Annotated in this window: 14 protein-coding genes and 1 pseudogene; 2 read left to right on the forward strand and 13 right to left on the reverse strand. The window is 56.8% G+C overall.

Translation table 11 applies throughout. The features are described 5' to 3' along the window. Positions 1–139 precede the first annotated feature (139 nt). Positions 140–1,423 carry a nucleotide disphospho-sugar-binding domain-containing protein gene (locus tag HB393_RS05745; RefSeq protein WP_213804209.1) on the forward strand — a complete coding sequence of 428 codons (1,284 nt, stop codon included), beginning with the start codon at positions 140–142 and terminating at the stop codon, positions 1,421–1,423. 251 nt (positions 1,424–1,674) lie between these two features. Beyond that, positions 1,675–1,962 carry a hypothetical protein gene (locus HB393_RS05750; protein WP_213804210.1) on the forward strand — a complete coding sequence of 96 codons (288 nt, stop codon included), beginning with the start codon at positions 1,675–1,677 and terminating at the stop codon, positions 1,960–1,962. Positions 1,963–2,449: 487 nt separating this feature from the next. On the opposite strand, the gene HB393_RS05755 is transcribed toward HB393_RS05750, so the two are convergent. From HB393_RS05755 to HB393_RS05815, 13 genes and pseudogenes are all read right to left on the reverse strand, one after another. Continuing rightward, the gene (locus HB393_RS05755; RefSeq protein ID WP_213804211.1) at positions 2,450–3,103 is read right to left on the reverse strand and encodes a TetR/AcrR family transcriptional regulator; all 654 of its coding nucleotides are present in this window, start codon (positions 3,101–3,103) and stop codon (positions 2,450–2,452) included. A 257-nt stretch (positions 3,104–3,360) separates the two neighbouring features. Beyond that, a complete protein-coding gene (locus HB393_RS05760) occupies positions 3,361–4,239 on the reverse strand; it encodes a site-specific integrase (protein ID WP_255550843.1) in 879 nt (292 codons plus the stop codon). A 396-nt stretch (positions 4,240–4,635) separates the two neighbouring features. Then, a complete protein-coding gene (locus HB393_RS05765; RefSeq protein ID WP_255550844.1) occupies positions 4,636–6,192 on the reverse strand; it encodes a hypothetical protein in 1,557 nt (518 codons plus the stop codon). 777 nt (positions 6,193–6,969) lie between these two features. Further along, complete coding sequence (gene mobF / locus HB393_RS05770; RefSeq protein WP_213804214.1) at positions 6,970–9,693, reverse strand: MobF family relaxase; 2,724 nt, start codon at positions 9,691–9,693, stop codon at positions 6,970–6,972. 2 nt (positions 9,694–9,695) lie between these two features. Then, positions 9,696–11,633: a type IV secretion system DNA-binding domain-containing protein gene (locus tag HB393_RS05775; RefSeq protein WP_213804215.1), complete on the reverse strand. Its 1,938-nt coding sequence runs from the start codon at positions 11,631–11,633 to the stop codon at positions 9,696–9,698. Between the two features lie 67 nt (positions 11,634–11,700). Next, entirely contained in the window at positions 11,701–12,021 is a 321-nt protein-coding gene (locus HB393_RS05780) for a hypothetical protein (RefSeq protein WP_213804216.1), read from the reverse strand. Positions 12,022–12,222: 201 nt separating this feature from the next. Then, positions 12,223–12,549: a hypothetical protein gene (locus HB393_RS05785; RefSeq protein WP_213804217.1), complete on the reverse strand. Its 327-nt coding sequence runs from the start codon at positions 12,547–12,549 to the stop codon at positions 12,223–12,225. Between the two features lie 25 nt (positions 12,550–12,574). Next, positions 12,575–13,519, reverse strand: coding sequence for a DNA-primase RepB domain-containing protein (locus HB393_RS05790; RefSeq protein WP_213804218.1), 945 nt, complete (start codon positions 13,517–13,519; stop codon positions 12,575–12,577). A 104-nt stretch (positions 13,520–13,623) separates the two neighbouring features. Beyond that, complete coding sequence (locus tag HB393_RS05795) at positions 13,624–13,998, reverse strand: single-stranded DNA-binding protein (protein WP_213804219.1); 375 nt, start codon at positions 13,996–13,998, stop codon at positions 13,624–13,626. A 531-nt stretch (positions 13,999–14,529) separates the two neighbouring features. Further along, a complete protein-coding gene (locus HB393_RS05800) occupies positions 14,530–15,498 on the reverse strand; it encodes an ATPase, T2SS/T4P/T4SS family (protein WP_213804220.1) in 969 nt (322 codons plus the stop codon). Beyond that, a pseudogene (locus HB393_RS05805) lies at positions 15,495–16,300 on the reverse strand (VirB8/TrbF family protein). Before HB393_RS05805 ends, HB393_RS05800 begins: the two are co-directional and overlap by 4 nt. Before the next feature lie 166 nt (positions 16,301–16,466). Further along, on the reverse strand, positions 16,467–17,384 hold the full coding sequence (locus tag HB393_RS05810; RefSeq protein ID WP_213804221.1) for a type IV secretion system protein: 918 nt from the start codon (positions 17,382–17,384) through the stop codon (positions 16,467–16,469). 17 nt (positions 17,385–17,401) lie between these two features. Then, positions 17,402–17,650 carry a hypothetical protein gene (locus HB393_RS05815; RefSeq protein ID WP_213804512.1) on the reverse strand — a complete coding sequence of 83 codons (249 nt, stop codon included), beginning with the start codon at positions 17,648–17,650 and terminating at the stop codon, positions 17,402–17,404. Positions 17,651–17,776: the final 126 nt, after the last annotated feature.

Consider the following 17,776-nt stretch of genomic DNA (forward strand, 5'->3'; position numbering starts at 1 on the left):
ATCGCGACCTTGACGCTTCTCCGATTGACAGGCTGACTCGAATGCAGAGGCGGACGCTTTGTCGTCACGATGATCCCAATATTGGCTCTCTTCACAATGCGGCTTTAACGCAACTGAAACGTAAGGATGTTCTCAACCAATGGCTCAGATACTTGTATGTTCAGTTCCGAATCCCGGTCATGTCAATTCCATGCTTACTATCGGTGGGCGCCTTGCTGCTTTGGATCACAAGATTCTCTTCCATACGGGCGAGCTCTTTCGCAACGAGGTGGAAGCTCGCGGACTGAAATTTGTAGGTTTGAGCGGTAAAGCCAATTATGACTATCGAATCTTTCCTGATAGGAGTTTGCTACCCCCAGGCCTTGAGCGGCTCAATCTCATTCGTGAAGCGGTGTTCAGCGATACGCTTCCAGATCAATATCGCGGACTGCAGGAGATCTTGGATGCCCGTGCGATCGATTTGATAGTCATCGACACTCTATTTTATGGCGTCCTTCCACTGCTGATGGAGTCGCGCAGCACGCGGCCTCCGGTAATTTGCTGCGGTATAAATCCGATGCTGCTTACGGGAATCGACGCCGGTCCCTCTGCGGGCCCGGCGAGGACACCGAGAGAGCAACAAGCGGTGGCAACCGCCAATCGAAATTTCCTGAAGGCGCTGGATCCATTCGCCGTCACTCTCACCAACCGTCTCAAGGAGATCAGTGCAGCCTCATTTGCCGGCTTACCATTCAACTGTTTCTATAGTCTCCCTGACCAATTCCTCCAGTTCAGCATTCCGGAGTTTGAATTCGTGCCGTCGGACATGCCCGCCAAAGTGCATCTGGTCGGTCCCCTACCCCCAGAAGCTGGCGCAACATTCGGAGAGCCATCGTGGTGGCATGACCTCGACGGGTCCAGGCCTGTGGTCCTGGTTACGCAGGGCACGCTGGCAAACGCAAACCTCACGGACCTAATTGTGCCCACGCTTACGACGTTGGCCGATGAGGATGTTCTAGTGATCGCGGCAACCGGAAAATCAGACTCGGGAATATCGACCGTCAACCACAACGCGCGAATCGTTCCGTTCGTTCCATTCGATCACCTGCTGCCAAAGGTTGATGTATTTCTAACCAACGGAGGCTACGGAGCAGTAAACCAGGCGCTGACGTTTGGCGTGCCGATTGTCGCGGCGGGTCAGACGGAGGATAAGGGGTGGGTATCGCAGCGCGTGGAGTGGTCTGGAGTTGGCGTCAACTTAAGAACGTCGACGCCCAGCCAGGTCCAGATCCGCACTGCAGTTCACGAGGTTTTGTCAAACCCTTCCTATCGCAGCTCAGCTCGCGCCCTGAGTCACAAAATTGCTCAATCGGACGCCCTGGGCGCTGTCGAGACGACGGTAAGGAGGCTCCTCCAGAAGGGGGTTCCTGAGGGGAAGGCATAGGTTTGAACAGGGGAGAAGCGCCGAATCCGTGGGGCACGGAGTAGTGGTTCGGCCGATAGCGAACCAACGACGGCGAAAGAACCTGGCACGCGATCTTCTCGCGGGCTCATGGGTGCGACCAGGGGGAAGTTACTTTTACTCCGCCGCAAAACACAACTCTCGCAGCGTCATGTGGTCTAACTCGACGTTAAGCATACTGCAGCAACTCCCACGCATGGGAATGCCTAACGTCTGGGTAGGACGAGTCACTCTTGGAAAGAGTAGGGCAGGGAGATAAAGAAGCTGTCGGCTTTTGCCGGCCTCTGAATCCGGGCCATCCGATATGTCACGCGCAGTCGATCAGCTACTCGCTTCGATCGAACAACGCCCGACCATCCTATCGTGATCCTGACCGCGAAGTCTGGAACGATGTCGGAATCCTCGCCGACCTTCTGGCGCGGTTGCAGCAGTATGATAAAGCCGATCAGCGAGGGACGTTCAACGACGCATTGATTTTTTCTATCCGTGGCGAAGACGGGACTGACTCTCTTGACGCGTAGCATCTACGATTTCGATCTGCTAACGCAGCTGATCCTGATCGAGAAGTTTCTCTTTACGAACTGTAGCCGAACTACTCCAAGATATCCAGGCAAGGATGGCGCAACCCACAGTTCCAGACCAAACGATTTTGTGGAACCAGAGGTTTCGTGGCAGTAGACGGAACGAAATGCTGTTATTTCAATCGCCTGAAGATGGAACAACTATTGCATTTGCTGCGGTATGAGAGAACTGAAGTATCGCGTATGCGTGGCCGGAACGCGCTGGTCACATCCGGCCTTGCCGGGCTTCACAAGCGAAGATCGACAAGTACTGAGATCACAGCATACTCTTGCTGGATCGGTGGCCACTAGCACTCGCCGCGCCTCAATCTCCTGTTACTCACGGTTCATCGAACCAGAGACGGTCACTCTCAGTGCAGTGCAAATAAGCCGAAGGAGCGACTCCCACCAAGCACATTTGGCGGGGAATCATAACTATAACTACCGTCTATTTCGGGTGAGGCTTCCCCTGGCTTCGGGGACCTTTCTTGGACGGCACTGATTTCGAAGCGTTTCGGGATTGTACTATCAACTTTTCGAGTGACCTGTCTGCCCGTTCATCCGCCCGGGTATCGCGGAAAAACCGAGTCGAAATATGATGGGCAAGATAAATGCCTTGTAATTCCCAAAAGAATTGATCCACGTCCGTGTCTTTGCGTAGGTGTGCTTCACGAATCGCTCCGAGGATAAAATTCTTGAACATCTCGTGCCAGAGTTTGACGTTCTTCAGCATGCCATCCCGAAGAGGTCCATCAACGTCATCCAACTCGAACATAGCCGCTGCTACAGGACATCCACCCGAGAGTCCCACTTTCGTGTACCAGCCAATCCAAGCGTGAACGGCGGCGATTAGTCGTGGGAGTCCGTCGGACTCCTTGAGCGCAGCAGTCTCAACATGTTGGATGGCGAGCGAGAAGGCTTGGTCTAACAATTCCAGTTCGACATGTTCCTTCGATTTGAAATGGGCAAACAACCCACTCTTGGACATTCCGACTTTCTCAGCCAGTCCTCCAAGACTTACACCCGCCAATCCCGCCACGCTAAGAATCTGTAGGCCCGATCCGATAATACGTTCCCGAGTTGAAGAGCTCGCATGTGCCATAGCCACCAATAGTACGACCAAACGTGCTATTTTACATTTAACCGTCGTTTTTAGCGACTCGGGAGCGCTCGTCCCGAAGTGGAGTGCAACTCGTGCCAATGCTAGATCTCGTGGCAATCATCAGGTCGTTCCCTCGAGGCTGCTATCGGGTCTCAACGACCGTGAATGTCGATGGCGCGAATATAGGTCTCCCCAAATCACAATTTTCACAATAACTCGTTGCGCAAACCGGCGTTGTAGCTAACGGATTGCCAGCATCAAAGCCCCAAATTATCATTTACCGCAACAACGATCCCCTGATCGGAGCCCAGATACCGCTCGGTCGTCTGGATGGAGGAGTGCCCGAGCAGGAATTTGATCTGCTCCAGATCCCCGCCGCTCTTCCGACAGAGCTTCGCGCAAGTCCGGCGCAGATCGTGAGCGCCGAAGTGTTCGATCCCGATTTGCTTGGATGACTGTTCAACTATCGACCAGACCGCCCAGTCGCTCAGCGTATCGCCATTGATCTTCCCGCTTTTGGAGACCGACCGCAGCAATCGGCCATCTTCGATACCGGCCGCGGTCATCCAGGCATTGATGCCCAGTTTGACCCAGATGGGAACAGCCACCGTCCGGATCCGCCGGCCTTTACCCTCGAGGTCGGCTAGCACCCACCTCCCTTCCCTCTGTTGAATCGTCTCGATGTCGAGCTCAGCCAATTCGTTCCGCCGCAGGGCGCAGCCGACCAGCAGCGCCAGAATCACATAGTCGCGCTTCCCTTTCAGGGTCGAGCGGTCGGGAACCGCCAGCAGATCCTTGGCCTGCTCGCGGGTCAGCCAGTTTCCCAGCCGCGTTCCCTTCTGGTTGATGTTGGGGATGTCGGTCAGGCTGGCCGCCTCCTCCTGCCCGATCATGCCGGCGTGCCAGGCTTCACCCACCATCTTTCGCACCGCCGAGAGCCGGACGTTGATCGTCGAGGGGGATAAAGCTTCCATGCCAGCCCGCCACTCCATTAAAAGAGAACGGGAGAGAGGTCGGCTGGCACAGAAGGCGAACAGGTCGTCGAGCGCTCGGGCGTAGTTGCGCTTCGAATGTGGCGACGCTACCGAATCCAGCACCCGCTGGCGCAGCAAACTCTGGGCCGGGGTGAGGGCCAAGGGCTCCGCTTCCCTGCTTTCTGACGGTGGAGGGGCCAAAACGAGCTCGGTTGTCATAAAGTGATTTTACCTACGACAATTGCCATTATCGTAGGCGATATATGCTCAAAATAAACGACTTAGACATCCCACTCCCGTGCGAAGAGTTATTGACGGATCTCTCAACACCTGATTTGCAACGCTACTTCGGCAGGAACAATAGGAGGAACATAGCCGAGCTGAAACAGTCCAAACGCCCTAAACCATCGCAGATTTGTACTGCAAGGAAGCCCTAAAAGGCTGGCGACGGTTCGATCCCGAATCCGGCACCACATTCTCAAAGACATACCAATTTCCAGAAGTCTAATGTAACCGACACCTCCTTCGGGGCTCTACATATGACCGGCCGTGTCGAAGCTAGAAGCAAGCGTATCCAAGTTGATAGGTTGTGGAGGCAGTGAGCGCCACGAATCCCGAGAATATGACGAACCCTGTTGTGGCGGGCGAACTTATGATCAGGTTGTTCAACGCTGTTCCTGTGGCTGCGTTTTGAGCAGTGGGGATACAGACGTTAGGGGCCTGCGCCAATGGAGTTGCGAAGAGAACCGTCACCGCGGCGGAAACCGCAACCGGCGAGGCCCCGGTCGTGAACAGGACCGTGCCCGAGACATTGGTACTGCCGGGAGTGAGTGAGACTGCGGTCGGGAAAGATCCAGCCCCGGGTCCGGGGACGACGGTGGGAACAAGCGAGCTACCGATAAACTGGCTGGCTGCGATCTGTCCAGCCTTGAGAGGTGCGGAAGAATCTGCATAGGTTCCATTTCCCAAGCACAACTTCATAATCCCGCCCCCGCACGGAGAGAGGCCGAGAAAGTTTGGATTCGCCGTAGGATTGGTTGACCATCCCAAAACATAGGTACTCCCGTCGACGCGAAGATTACTTGGGGACAGCAGGGCTCTGGTGTTGGTGTTCCATACCAGGTGGATGCTTCCATCAGACGCCCATTCGCTTCGATTGTCAGTATTATTCAACTGGGTGGTTCCCTGCCAGTGAAAGACCGCACCTGGAGCTATAGAAGTTTTCATGGTTACTCCTAAGGCGTTCATGAATCCGTTGGCCACGAATTGTGTGGCAGCTCCGAGTTTGAGCAAGGTTGCTCCAGTGCAAGAGCCAGAACCATTCACACATTCCGCCCGTAGGAATAGGACATCGTCGCCTTGGTTTCCGCCCACTTTGCCAGTACCGCTGACCGACATTACCGTGCCGCTGGCATCAGAGGTCTCCAGAATCCCGTCGATATAGCTATGGTAAAGAAAGGTTCCTTCCTCTACGGAGAAACCAATCTGATTTGTTCTAATACCTGCGCGAAACCCGCGAATCGAGGTATATCCGAAGCTGTTACTGAAGGCCGTACCGACGGTGTTGGTGAAGCGCATCGCAATGGAGTTGTTACTTGAGGTGATATCGACTAGTGCCAAACCCTCAGTGAAAGAGACCGTATTGTCGAACCAATAAGCAGATGAGGTCGGCGTTCCATTGAAGTTGTTTACTGCAACGTTAGTAAGGTGAATCTTCGAGATGTCACCAGCGTGAATGCCACTGATGGCGGACGCAGAGGTGTTGTAGATCGAACAGTTATCAACGGACGGACCTTGATTGGGCTGGGTAGCAGCAGAACCGGCGATCTGCGCGTGAGGCAGAATCCGAATCGCATCTCCTGATCCGGTGTAGGTCAAGATGACACCCGGTTCGCAGTGCAGATTCACATAGGGCGAATCGAGGACGATGGTCGTGCTGAAGTCGTAGTTCCCCGCCGCATTATAGGCGGGGATGGTGACGGATCCTCGTGCCCAGACTTGCCCGTTCTGTGTCACCGTGGGCAACGTAGCAATAACGGCGTTGACCCATGACCCAATATCCGGGACCTGGCTTGTGGAATCTACAGCTGCCCCTTCATCGGAACGGGTCACCATAAGAGCATTGCCTGCTATGAGCGCCGACGAAGCAGTCTCGGTCCCGTGGATCCTGTTTGCGATAACCGGCGATATAGGAGTGTCGGAATGGACCGGCACTCTGTAGTTTTTTTCAAAAGTCACTGCATTGCTTCCATCCACCAAATCTATCGTCTTTTTGGCAACCGAACTGAAGTGGGCTCGGCTTGCCGCGAGATGGAACTGGGCACTCAGCTGTGCGGTGGATGTAACAAGGAAAATACCTGCAGCCACACGCATACTATTGTGAAATGGGTTGAGTTTACGACTCGTCATCAGAACGCTCACTAGTCTCTACTTCGGTTTTCGCGCGTGACGGCGCCTTCGGACGAAGCTCCGACTAACCTTGGGCACACGACGCAAGATAAATGAATTGCCAGGAGGGAATAGTTCGGCTAACTCCGAGCCGCAAGGCACCTAAGGCCGCACCCAGATACTAGCGTTCTTGGGGAGGTCCTGGAATACAACTTATGGTATTCCAGGCGATAGTCTGGCGCAGTTACAAAGGGGTGATTCCATGCAAAACTGAAATAGCGCCAAGTGACCGGAACTCCGGCTGATGTCGTGGTTCGTGGACCGCGCTCTTGTTCCGTTACACAGCATCATCTTGATGACTGGAGTTCCTGGGACGGAATAAACATCACTGGCTAAAGGGCTGGCGACGAAACAAAGAAGCTTGAAGACGTTGAAGAACTCAACGAAAAGGGATTAAGCATCCGTCTCGGCGAGTAGCAGTAACGAAGGTATAGTCCCGTCGCTCTACATATGGAAGCCCACGCTTTCGGCCGTCGAAAACTGCTGAACGACTTCGACGGCGGACGACTTCACTACATCGTGCGACAGTTTGCCAACGAGGGACGCGGCGTTATCCGTGTAGATGTGTGCGTCATGAGATCCTCTCGAAACAGTGACATATGCGAAGCGTTTGTTAATCAGATCTGCGTGCATGTCGCTAGCGAGATTTACCATGACACGCTGAGCGGTGAGTCCTTGGGAACTATGACTCGTGACTGCGTAGCCGTGGTCGAAGTGCCGCATTTGGTTAGCGTCGAACCTGACTAATTTTCCATTGTCCATCTTCACGGCGAACTGGCCGTCCTTGCCGATATGCTGTACTGTGCCAAGGTCGCGGTTGGCAACGTCTAATTCTTTGGACGGTGCGGTGAAGCTCAAACGGTCGCCCACCGCAAACTCCTGCTCCAATTCCCGGTAGACGTTCACGCCGTAGAGCCGCGTTGGATTGTAAGTGACGGTGGCTCCATCTTCTTTCTGAACGGTGAGCAAATTGTCTTTGGGGCGTGTAGCGATCACCTTTGTATGGCTTTGCTTCCCAATGCCGATGTCCTGGCTGCCGCGCGGGTAGTGGAGTACATCATCTACCGCATAGCGAGCTGCCCAGGTCCGGTCCGCTCCTGTCATGTCGGAACGGGGAGCAAGTATGCGCATCGGATGATCTTCCAAGGCCACCGTGCCATGGGCCCGCAATTCGGAACGTACTGCCTGATTGATCTGACGGCGCGAGGCGTTATCGGGGGAGACAACAATGGTGTTGTCCGGGCTAGCGGCATAGCTCCGCGCAATGGTGGCAATGCGCTGCTGCGCATCGGCGATCTCGGTGACGCGACCCTGGCGTTCCAGCAGCGTCACACCCTCCGCGATCTCGCCACGGGACAGATGCTCAACCGCCTTCAACAGCTCGGGAGCTTCTAGTTGACGCACGATCTGGTCAAGATGTGTGGTGCTCATCCCTGCATTGATCAACTGCTCGAAAGGTTTGCCCGCTTCGACGCCCTGATGCTGGCGGGTGTCTCCGATGAACAACACGCGGTCGCTCGATCCGAGTTTGGCAAGGAAGTCACGGAGCTGTTTCGTGCTGGCAAGACTGGATTCGTCCACCATATAAAGATGACGGTCGGGGTTCGGCTGGCCGGGACGGACGAGGAAACCCTGTAGGGTGTCGGCAGAGATACCGGCGGCGCGGAGCTGGTTGGCGGCGCGGGATGTCGGGGCGAAGCCTTCGACGACATAGCCGCGTTGTTCGGCTGCTTCACGGACCGATTTCAAAAGGGTCGTCTTCCCGACACCAGCCCGTCCCTCCAGCCCTTGCACGACATCGCGCGAGGTCAGAATCTCCTCGGCGGCAGACCGCTGTCCGGCGTTAAGATGCTGCTGCTTTTCGGTATGGGCGACGGCAGCTTGGATGGGCATGATCTGCTCGGCGCGACCCTGGCCCTGTTGCATCCGGCGCAGGATCTCTCTCTCGGCGCGGATCGTTTCAGCGGTCGTGAAGCTCCGGCCTGAGTCGTGCTTCTGTCCGGGCACAAGCTGGAACTCACCTGCGGCAATGCGAGCCTCAAACTCGGCGCGAACTTCCGAGTACGTTGTTTCACTCATACCGCGTCGCAAAGCATCGCGGTAAAGCTCACGCTCATCGGTGACCGCTTCCCGCTCAAAGCTGCGGTCGCGGGCATAGGTGACAGCCTGTCGTGCAACCTGTCGCGAACTCTCCCGGTCGTGCTCGGGCGCATATTCCTGACCCCGCCTCCGTGCCTCCATCACAACTTTGTCTGCCTGGTTGCCGAATTCGGATGCAATCTGCCGATGGGCGGCCAGGACATCCGCGGGCGAGTGAATTTCCTTGCGGTCACGGGTAGAGTGAGCGGCGATCTGCGCGGCCTCCGGCCCCTGATAGCCGGTCTTTTCCAGATGCTCACGTATCTGCTGGCTGCGGGGGCTGGAGGCGTCAAGGTAATCCTGTGAGTAGCCTTTGATCTCCGGTGCGCCACTGCGTCCCGGCTCAATCTGGTAACCAAGATTACGAAGTCGATAGGTCAGTTCCGATTGATAGACGGCAGTGACAAACTGCTGCGACTCGAACAGACCGCGCTCCTGCAAGGCTCGCGTTTGTCCGTTGTCGCGCATGGCGACATTGAAAATGACGGCGTGGGTATGGAGCTGCGGCGCGGCGTAGCCGTCCACGGGGCGCGCGGTGTCATGCTCGAACTTGGCGGCGATGAACTCCCCGGTGGTCTCGGCAGTGTGATTGCCGCCGATGCGGGCTTGCGTGTACCTTTCCAGCTCGCTCAAAGCGACGTTTACCGCTTCCCGGTGCGCGTCCCGCACCCGGTCATCCCCACCGACGAGCGCGGTGAGTGAGACCGACTTGGGCGCGGAGAATGTGGCGTCCCAACCGGCACGATGTTCTACCGGCGCAACCGCCTGCCCATCCGCGCCTTCGTACTGCTGTACGACGCGATGACGTACAAGCTGCTCGGCAGTATGAGGGTGCTGGCCGTCCGCGAGCCGCGCAAAGTGTTCCTCGCTTACGGCTCCTGCGAGGTCGAACTTTTCAGCGAGCTTGCCATGCCACTCGCCCAAAGTTCGGTCGTCTTGCTTCCAATAATTCTGTTCCGCAGACGTGAACTCCTTGGCGTGGTAGGTCTGCGCCTGCGTTGCGGAAAGCGGTTTGGAGATGGTCAACATGGCTAATCTCCCAACGAGAATCCGGTCTCGACGGGCTCGTCTTCGCTATCTTCACGACCGGTGGTTGCCGCTGTATCAGCAGACTTCGGCGGCTTCTTCGTGAGCGTCTTTGGATCGAAGGTAAGGTCATCGTCGTCCAGCGGACGCGGCACAAATGCGGGCTGCGTGGCGGGGATGTCGTGATACGCAAAGGAGAATCTGGCTACCGTGTTCCCCAGCTTCAGGAATGCGTGCCTGTCGGGGAGTCCGGAGATCTCCGAGTCCAGTACCAACGGCTCGACCTGGCGCTCTATGCTGAAATTGTTGCCTGCCCGCAGCCCGGTGGAGTGCGTCTCCCGCAGTCGCTCGATCTCAACCTTGCCAATGGCGTTCGACATCCACTCGGCGGCCTTGGGCTCCGTGGTTTTCAGGAATATCTTGGTGGCCGGCTGCGATAGCATCACCTCGGCCAGATGACCGTAGATCATCTCAAGCTGGGCCTTGCCCTGAAAGCCAAGGATGAGCGGGTTCTTCGCCTTTCTGTTCTCTGTGATCGCAGTATGCAACTGCGGCAGGCGCTGCAGGCTAGCCAACTCGTCCAGCACGAACCAAACGGGATGCTGGCTCTCTTTCGGCTCATTCAAGAGACGCAAAACGAGCAGGTCGATCCATAGACTGTGAAGCGGACGCAGGGCCTCGCGTTCGCTTGGCTTCGATGTAATGAAGATCCATCCTTTTCTTTGTTCCGCCCATTCGGTTGCAGTCCAATGACTCGCGGACTTCTCTTTCCGGGGAAGCATTCGCAGGCTATCGGCAATCAAACCGAGAGAGGCCAGAACGCCGTTGCGCTGCTGCTGCGCTCCCTTCGCAATCATCATCGCCATCTCCGTGTTCTGGACCCGGCGGTCGATCTCGTCGGGGTTCGCCATCCACTCCACCAACTCCTGCGGCGATGGGCCGAAGGTCAGCAGATGGGCGAAGATTTTCTGCGGAGTCTCAGTAAAAAACTCACCCTTCTTGTCCGTAGTCGGTTGATACAGGGACGCGGCAATGGCCCTGGCCTCGGCACGGCGGCGCAGCTCTTCGGACGGTCCCCAATAGGGGCAGCGTGCATCGAGAGGATTCAAAATGATGTCGCCGCGGCTGGGGTCATAGAATCGCTGCACGAACTCGCAGGCTGGGTCGTACACGATGGCAGAATGGCCGCGCTCCTTGATCTGTACGAGGAGCTGCATAACCAGCCTGGACTTGCCCGCGCCGGTATCGCCCATGATCTCGATGTGTTGTCCTTCGGCGCGTTGCGGGATACGCATGAGGTGCTTTGACTCGGTGGTTTTGAACCCGACGCCATCGCCTCGGACGGCCTTGTTGAAGCCTTCTGGCGACACAAGTACCGGCCCTTTCAAGAGTCGCCCGTACTTCATCTCTTTGAGCCGTTGAATATCTTTACGGACGGCGAACGGGAGCTGGAAAAGAAACGCGGCAAGTCCTGATAAGAGAGGAATACGGAAGATGCCCGCGAACGTATCCCCGTCGTAAACGAAGCGCCGCAGGTACTCGTGAAGGGGCCGATTCATGTAACCGACCTTTGCTCCCCGATACAGAAAAACAACCCCTGCGGCGCGAGCAGCCGGGGAGAGTGCGAGTGGAATCGGCTTGCCGATCGGCTGTGGCGTGGAACCTGGCTGCACATCGGGCTCGGTAACAGGCCGGACGTGATGCTGGCGGTCGGCTACGGTCACAAGCTGGTACTCATTGCTCTGGCGCATGGTGCCAAGGAAACCCGTTTCGGCGTAGCAGGAGAGGTAATAGCGTTGCAGCGGCGTCATGACAAAGGCGAGGTGGAGGTAGACGCAGAGCAGGCTCACCACGAGCGCAAGGAACACGGCTCCGAAGCTGTAGACGGGATAGTGGGGTGGACGGACGATGGTTTCTTTGCGTCCCCATTGTGTGTCGCTCATGGCTGTTCTGTTGTCCCTTCCGCATAGCTGGCAAGCATATCTGCGGCCGCTTTGCGCTTATTGGTTTTCACGTACCGGAGCATTTCCTTGAATTGCTCGACGTCATCTTTTCGCCGCGCAGCAACGGCTCAAGGGAGTTGATGAGCAAGAGACGTAGGGCTTGCACTTCGGCAAACAATGGCGCGCCATCGCCGTGTTGCTGTCCGTTCGCGGCATCCAACAGGACTTCCCGTGTCCATTCGCGGAGATTCTTTCCGCAGCTTGCGGCAACCCGCAATAACGCTCTTTCTTCACTGCGGGTAAACCGCGTAGCGATGCTCTGCGTGCGGGTCTCCCGTCCCTTAAGCCGCTGGAGGCGGCCTTCGATTTCAGAGGTCTGTGAAAGCATCACTGATCCTTCTGCGGCCAACTTCGCTGGCGGTTCCGAATGGAACCTCGCGAATTTGTTCTCGGTGGCAAGCCACTTGTTTTCTGCATGTTTCCCGCTGGAACCAAATTGGTTCCAAACGCAACCCTGCGAGGGATGGAGTGTCAATCTTCTTCCGGTGCGCAGCACCGTAGTGGCTCTGCCACTGCATTAGCAGCGGGATCATGCTTTCGACCCCGCCACGGATGCTGCTGTTTGTGCTGGCGATAATGCGGCGGATACCGGCTTCTTTGCTGGGGGCTCCGCTGCATCATTAGCTGGCGCTCTCCGAATGCGAAGCGTCGAAGAGGCCTGCTTCGCTTGTGGCGTCTTCAGAAAGTCCTGGAAGTCACGGTCTTTCAGGAACACATAAGCAAGCGCCTGTTCCACGACATCATCCGCTGATGCGCGAATGAAAGCGGCGTACTGATCGACCTGCGTAGCGGTTGAGTCAGTGAGCCGGATAGAGGCACTGACCTGACGGGTTTGGATGACTTCGAGTAGTGGCATTGCTGTTCTCCTTTGGGTGATAAATTCAAGCGACCTTGTTGCGTGCAATCATGCGCTGTGCCGTGGCCGCAATCTCCCGCGCACGAGCGGAGCAAAGTGCTGCGGGAATCTCAGGCTGTCTGCGGCTCTCAAGCATGGCGACTACGTCCGCGATGGATGTGCCTTCCATCAGCCAGAGACGGGACGAAGCCATGTCCACGGTGCGTTGGGCGTAGTAGGTGGGATTGGGCTTGTCGGAGCGCCGCGAAGCCAGCTCCAGCGTGAGCGTCACGGCGTCTTTGCCGTGGGCAAGCTCACGCGAGATCCAAGCCCAATCATGCTCGGAGTTGGTCTGCATATCCCGGCGTATCGGCTGTTGCGGGATCGGCGGAATCATGCAGGCTTCGCGCAGGACATACAGGTGAAAGTCATCCGGCTGATAGGTCGCATCAGAGGGATATTCGACGGTGACGAGTTGCGCGGGATCGTACTTGCAATTCTTGAATCCGGGGATGCGAAGAACCCGGTTGCAGTCCGTGCACGAGATGTCGCCGTGGAAGCCCATTGCGAGGAGCTTGAGCGTCATCTCTTGCGTGTAGAAGTCGAAGTCCTCAACGCGCCACAACACCTGGTACTTGCCAGCCGATGTGGAGACGATCACGTTCGGCTCTGGCACAAGCTCGGAAGCACGGAGCGCAGCAAGCCGGGCCTCTCCGTTCACGTCGATGTCGATATAGAGATGGCGAATGGAAGCGATGCAATCCTTGGTGCGCTTCCGGCTGCCGGAGAGCAGCGGATTGGCAGCCACATAGATATTCGCTCCGTGGTGGTTTTCATGAGCGAGCCAGCCACGGTAACGTGGCGCGAGCGCACGTTCCAAAGGAACGATGCGTTGTTCTGTCTTTGCTATGCTCTCGTTGCGAAGCAAGAGAGCGATGATGTCGCCCGGAGCGAAGCAACGGGTAAGAAAGTCCTGGGCTGTTCCATTCATCTCGATACCTCCAATCCGACCTGTACTGCGAGCGCGATGCCACGGGCCTTTAGCAGCCGAAGAAGCCCGGCTGGACGCCGGACTCTTCGGAAAGGAGGAAGGGCCTATGCGGCCTCTTCCTCGGTGGATTCATCCTCGTCTTCCGCTGCCGCTTTGGCGGCACGGTCCAGCTTGAGAATCGAGTTGACCCGAATCTCCCAAACCGTCACTTCCGTGCCGGTCTTCGTGCTGTCGTACTTGCGGCTGCGCAACTCGCCCTCGACCTGGATATGAGCGGCCTTCTTGAGCGTGGCGGCGAACTCTCCGAGCTTCCCGAAGACGACGCAACGGTGCCATTCGGTGTGCTCGATGTACTTGCCGTCCTTCTTGTAGGAGGACTTGGTTGCCAGCGAGAGAGTGGTGAGGCTGCGGTCGTTGTTGGTGCGAACTTCTGCATCAGCGCCGGTAAATCCGATGAGGGTGACTTTGTTTGAGTACATGATGGTGATCTCCGTTTCGTTGAATTTCCCGTAACCTGCTCGGGTCACACTTGGCAAAGCCAGCGAGTGGGCCCGGCTCCCAAGCGCCAAGGAGTGCTTTCTTGGCGGGGCCCGAAAGAAGTTTGCGCGGTGTTCTTTGCCGCGGTTCTCAAACTTCTTTTGGGAGGAACCGAGACCCCGTAGGGGCGACATCGTTGAAGCAGAACGACGCCGAGCCGCAGGGCGCCGGTTTGGCCCCGAAGCGTGACCCCGAGCAGAGGACGGGATACGAGGCGGAAGGCTCCCCGATGCACCGAAGTCAAACTCTCGATCTCGGCGGTGAATGTTCGCCCATACCGCAGCCCATCTCATCGCCACAGAGGCTCCATAGAAGGAGGGCTCAGAGCACCCTCCGTTGCGCTCTCGACTATGCCGGAATGCCACGCTGGGCGCTTTTAGGGACGAGTTGGGCTGTGCAGCCGTTTTGGCAGCATGACGGTACATCGAAGTGACCTCGATTCGGGTTCGGTTCTCTAGCTGTATGCCTGATGCTCAGGCGGCGGAAGCACGATAGATGTCCTCCGTCTGGAAGCTCTGGTCCGCGTGGGTGTATCCGGTGACGGTAATCAGCTCGCGCACGCGGCGACGGCCCGTGGCATCGCGCTCGCAGTACAGAACGAAGTCAATGGCCTCTGCTGTCTCGGAGCGGATGAATGCGTGATTCAAATTAGCCCTGGCACTTAGGGCCAAATCCGACAGCCTATTGAGGGCATCCCATGCGGACTTTGCATGGATGGTGGAAAGCGTCCCACCATGCCCGGTGTTCATCGCTTGCAGCAGGTCATAGCCACACTCATCGCGTATCTCGCCCATGATGATCCGGTCGGGACGATGACGCAGAGCGGCAGCTAAGAGCTGACTCGGAGTGATGGCAACCTGGCCGGGAATCGCCTCAACAGCCTCCCAGCGGACGGCATTGGGATGCGATACCTTCAGCTCTGCCGGTTGCTCGATGACGACGAGACGCTCCTGCTGGGGAACGTGGTCAAGCAGCGCCTTCATTAAGGTCGTCTTTCCTGAGCTGGTTCCGCCGCTGATGATCCCATTCTTTCTCTCGTTGATGAAGTGGATGACTTTGTCCCGAACGGACTCCGGCAAGCTGCCAGCGGCGATCAACTCATCGGAGGTGTACCAGCGATTGAATTGGCGGATGGTCAGGGTCGGTCCATTGATCGAAGACGGAGCGCCCACGACCGCCACACGCGAGCCGTCCGGCAAGCGTGTATTCAGGATCGGATTCTGCATTGTGAGGTCTTGCCCGAGGATGCGAGCCACCCTCTCGATAGCGGCCTGTAGCCGGTCGTTCGAATACGGCGTCGCCAAGGGGATATGCTCGATGACGCCGTTCCGATCCGCATAGACGCCGGTGGTGCCATTAATCATCAAGTCCGAGATGGACGGATCTAGGAGCAGCGCCCGTAACTCCTTAGGAAAGAACGGCAATATAAGGTGGTAGCTCATTTCGTCGCTCCTGGGGCTGGCATTGCCGGGAGTGCCGGCAACGCTGTACTGGTTCCGGGCGCTATGGGGTCGACCGAAAGCCTGTTCTCGTGGAACTCCGTGATGGTCAATCCGAGCGGATTGATCATCTCGAACTGCGGGAAGATGCGGGCCTGGTCACTGACCTGTTTCGGGTTCAAATAGTAGGTAATGCTGAGCATCCAATGTTCTGTCCGGGGCTCGCGAGAGTTCTGAGCGGAGTAGAATCTGTCGATGGCTACAAGGGCCGTCCCACGGGCAATACCTGCGCCCTGGACAGTCTCCTCGGACATGGACGTAATGGTGACATTCTTCACCTGCACGTCGCTGGTCTCGATCTGTCCGCTACAACCTGCGAGACGAGATGATTGGCGTTGTCTGCCGTCATCAATTGCGAGGCGAGCGTTTGCGACAAGAAGTAGTAGTTGAGCGGGTACTTCTTCGCGATGGTGTCCCGGCCAATCGTGTAGCGATAGCTGGCCCAATCGGTGAGGTAAGTCCGTACCTCGCCCTCGCGGGGGCTGTAGTTGAGGTCGCTGTATTGGATTGCCTGGGCGCGGCCCATCTCGTCGATACGGATGTAACGATTGGCGATCGGACGGTGCGCCAAAGAGAAGTTCAGCCACATTGAACCAAGCAGCAGCACGGTTCCGGAAACAATGATGAGGCGGTATGCTTTGCGCTCCGCATAGTGGGAGGCATAGACCTCATTCCCGATGTGGTCGGTAAGCAGGGCTTGCTCCGGCGTGAGCGCGCTTTCAACGGGTGCTGTGTGTGTGGACATGGGGGACTTGGCTCCTTTCCTCGATCGCGTGAAAGACGACAACGGTATAGATCAATCCGGCGATAAGGCATCCAGCAAACAGCACCAGAAGCATGTAGCGAAAAGGCCTAGCCAAGCCCAGACGCCGGAGCATTAGAACGTCAACGAGCCACCAGAAAGACATCGTCTATATCCCCCCTGCCATTGCCACGGTGGAAACAGCTTTGCCGATGAATCCGCCCATGCTTCCCGCCATCCCAGCAGCGCCTCCAAAGATGGCCTGGGTCATGCTCGGAATGAACAGCATATTAATGATGAAAGCGACGAAGACCATTAAGCAAGGGATCAGGTTGGCAATCCACATATCCATCGAATAGTTGCCATTGAACGTCTGCTGCAGAAACCCGTTCATGAATCCGGCCCACACATAGATGAAGGCGGCAGCCACAGCGCGAATCATCGCGAACGAGATGAGCACATCGAGGAAGTGAAAGAACTTCGCCTTGAAGGTCTGCGTCATGAGCAACGGCACAAAAACAGGACCAAAGAGCGCAGTCACACCGTAGAGGATGAAGGCGCTGCAATTGATGACGAACAAGGTGGCCGAGGCCAAGCCGAGCATGATCTGTACCAGCACATAACAGAGGATCTGGACGGGTGCGGTGAAGGAGGGCATGGACGTTCCATCGCCAGCGTTCTTGAGCAGCTGAAGCAACTGGTCCAGCGAGTGCTGGTCGAACGCTGCAACCATCGCTTGTGCGATGTAGCTGAAGAAGTGATTGATGCCGAAGCTCGCGCCGGGAAACGGATTCACCCAATAGTTCAGCAGCAAGCTGCACACGATGAGCTTGAGCAGAAAGTGGGTAAGGTCGCCCGCACGCACGGGATGGTGATGCGGCCGGAACGTCATCGTGCTGGTGTTCCAGTTGATGACCATGTTCACAAGGGTGAAGAGCGAGATGCAGCTCAGCTCCGTCCAACCGAACTGGGTCAACGCGCCGCCATTCTGCGTGGTGAGGTTGGTCAGGTTGTTGGTGAACTGGTAGAGCCAGTCCATGCCCGACGATGCGGACGGCAGTGCTTGTGCGAGAACGGCGATGCTCATATCGGTCTCCGGTGAAATCAGGGGATATAGCTCTTCCAGGTCTTGCCTTCGTTACCGGCTGCAGAATTATGCCGTTTCTTGTGCTGCTCTACTTTCTTGCGAAACGCTTCATCTTCTTTGTTGCGCTCCTCGGCATCGTGCTGTTGTTGTTCAAGAATGGCGGCGGCCTTGTGAGCCTCATGGCTCTGGTAAATCACGGCACCGCCGATGGCCGTCAGCGCCGCAAGGATGGCAAGTAGGATCTTGGTGTTGATCGCTTTCAGCATCATGTCTCCGAATCAGGGAAGATAGGTCTGCCAGGTGTTACTTTCATTCGCCGCACTCACGTTGTTGGTTGAGCGTTGCTGCTGGACAAACGCGGCGGTGTTGAGATCTTGCGCCGCAGCGTTCCT

The organism is Granulicella sp. dw_53 (assembly GCF_018449545.1).
In the GTDB taxonomy this organism is placed as follows: Bacteria; Acidobacteriota; Terriglobia; order Terriglobales; family Acidobacteriaceae; genus Edaphobacter.

Excerpts from the sequence above, each read along its gene's own strand:
- HB393_RS05745 (WP_213804209.1), top strand. The coding sequence starts at position 140 with ATGGCTCAGATACTTGTATGTTCAGTTCCGAATCCCGGTCATGTCAAT.
- HB393_RS05755 (WP_213804211.1), bottom strand. The coding sequence starts at position 3,103 with ATGGCACATGCGAGCTCTTCAACTCGGGAACGTATTATCGGATCGGGC.
- HB393_RS05765 (WP_255550844.1), bottom strand. The coding sequence starts at position 6,192 with ATGGTGACCCGTTCCGATGAAGGGGCAGCTGTAGATTCCACAAGCCAG.
- mobF (WP_213804214.1), bottom strand. The coding sequence starts at position 9,693 with ATGTTGACCATCTCCAAACCGCTTTCCGCAACGCAGGCGCAGACCTAC.
- HB393_RS05775 (WP_213804215.1), bottom strand. The coding sequence starts at position 11,633 with ATGAGCGACACACAATGGGGACGCAAAGAAACCATCGTCCGTCCACCC.
- HB393_RS05780 (WP_213804216.1), bottom strand. The coding sequence starts at position 12,021 with ATGCTTTCACAGACCTCTGAAATCGAAGGCCGCCTCCAGCGGCTTAAG.
- HB393_RS05785 (WP_213804217.1), bottom strand. The coding sequence starts at position 12,549 with ATGCCACTACTCGAAGTCATCCAAACCCGTCAGGTCAGTGCCTCTATC.
- HB393_RS05790 (WP_213804218.1), bottom strand. The coding sequence starts at position 13,519 with ATGAATGGAACAGCCCAGGACTTTCTTACCCGTTGCTTCGCTCCGGGC.
- HB393_RS05795 (WP_213804219.1), bottom strand. The coding sequence starts at position 13,998 with ATGTACTCAAACAAAGTCACCCTCATCGGATTTACCGGCGCTGATGCA.
- HB393_RS05800 (WP_213804220.1), bottom strand. The coding sequence starts at position 15,498 with ATGAGCTACCACCTTATATTGCCGTTCTTTCCTAAGGAGTTACGGGCG.
- HB393_RS05810 (WP_213804221.1), bottom strand. The coding sequence starts at position 17,384 with ATGAGCATCGCCGTTCTCGCACAAGCACTGCCGTCCGCATCGTCGGGC.
- HB393_RS05815 (WP_213804512.1), bottom strand. The coding sequence starts at position 17,650 with ATGCTGAAAGCGATCAACACCAAGATCCTACTTGCCATCCTTGCGGCG.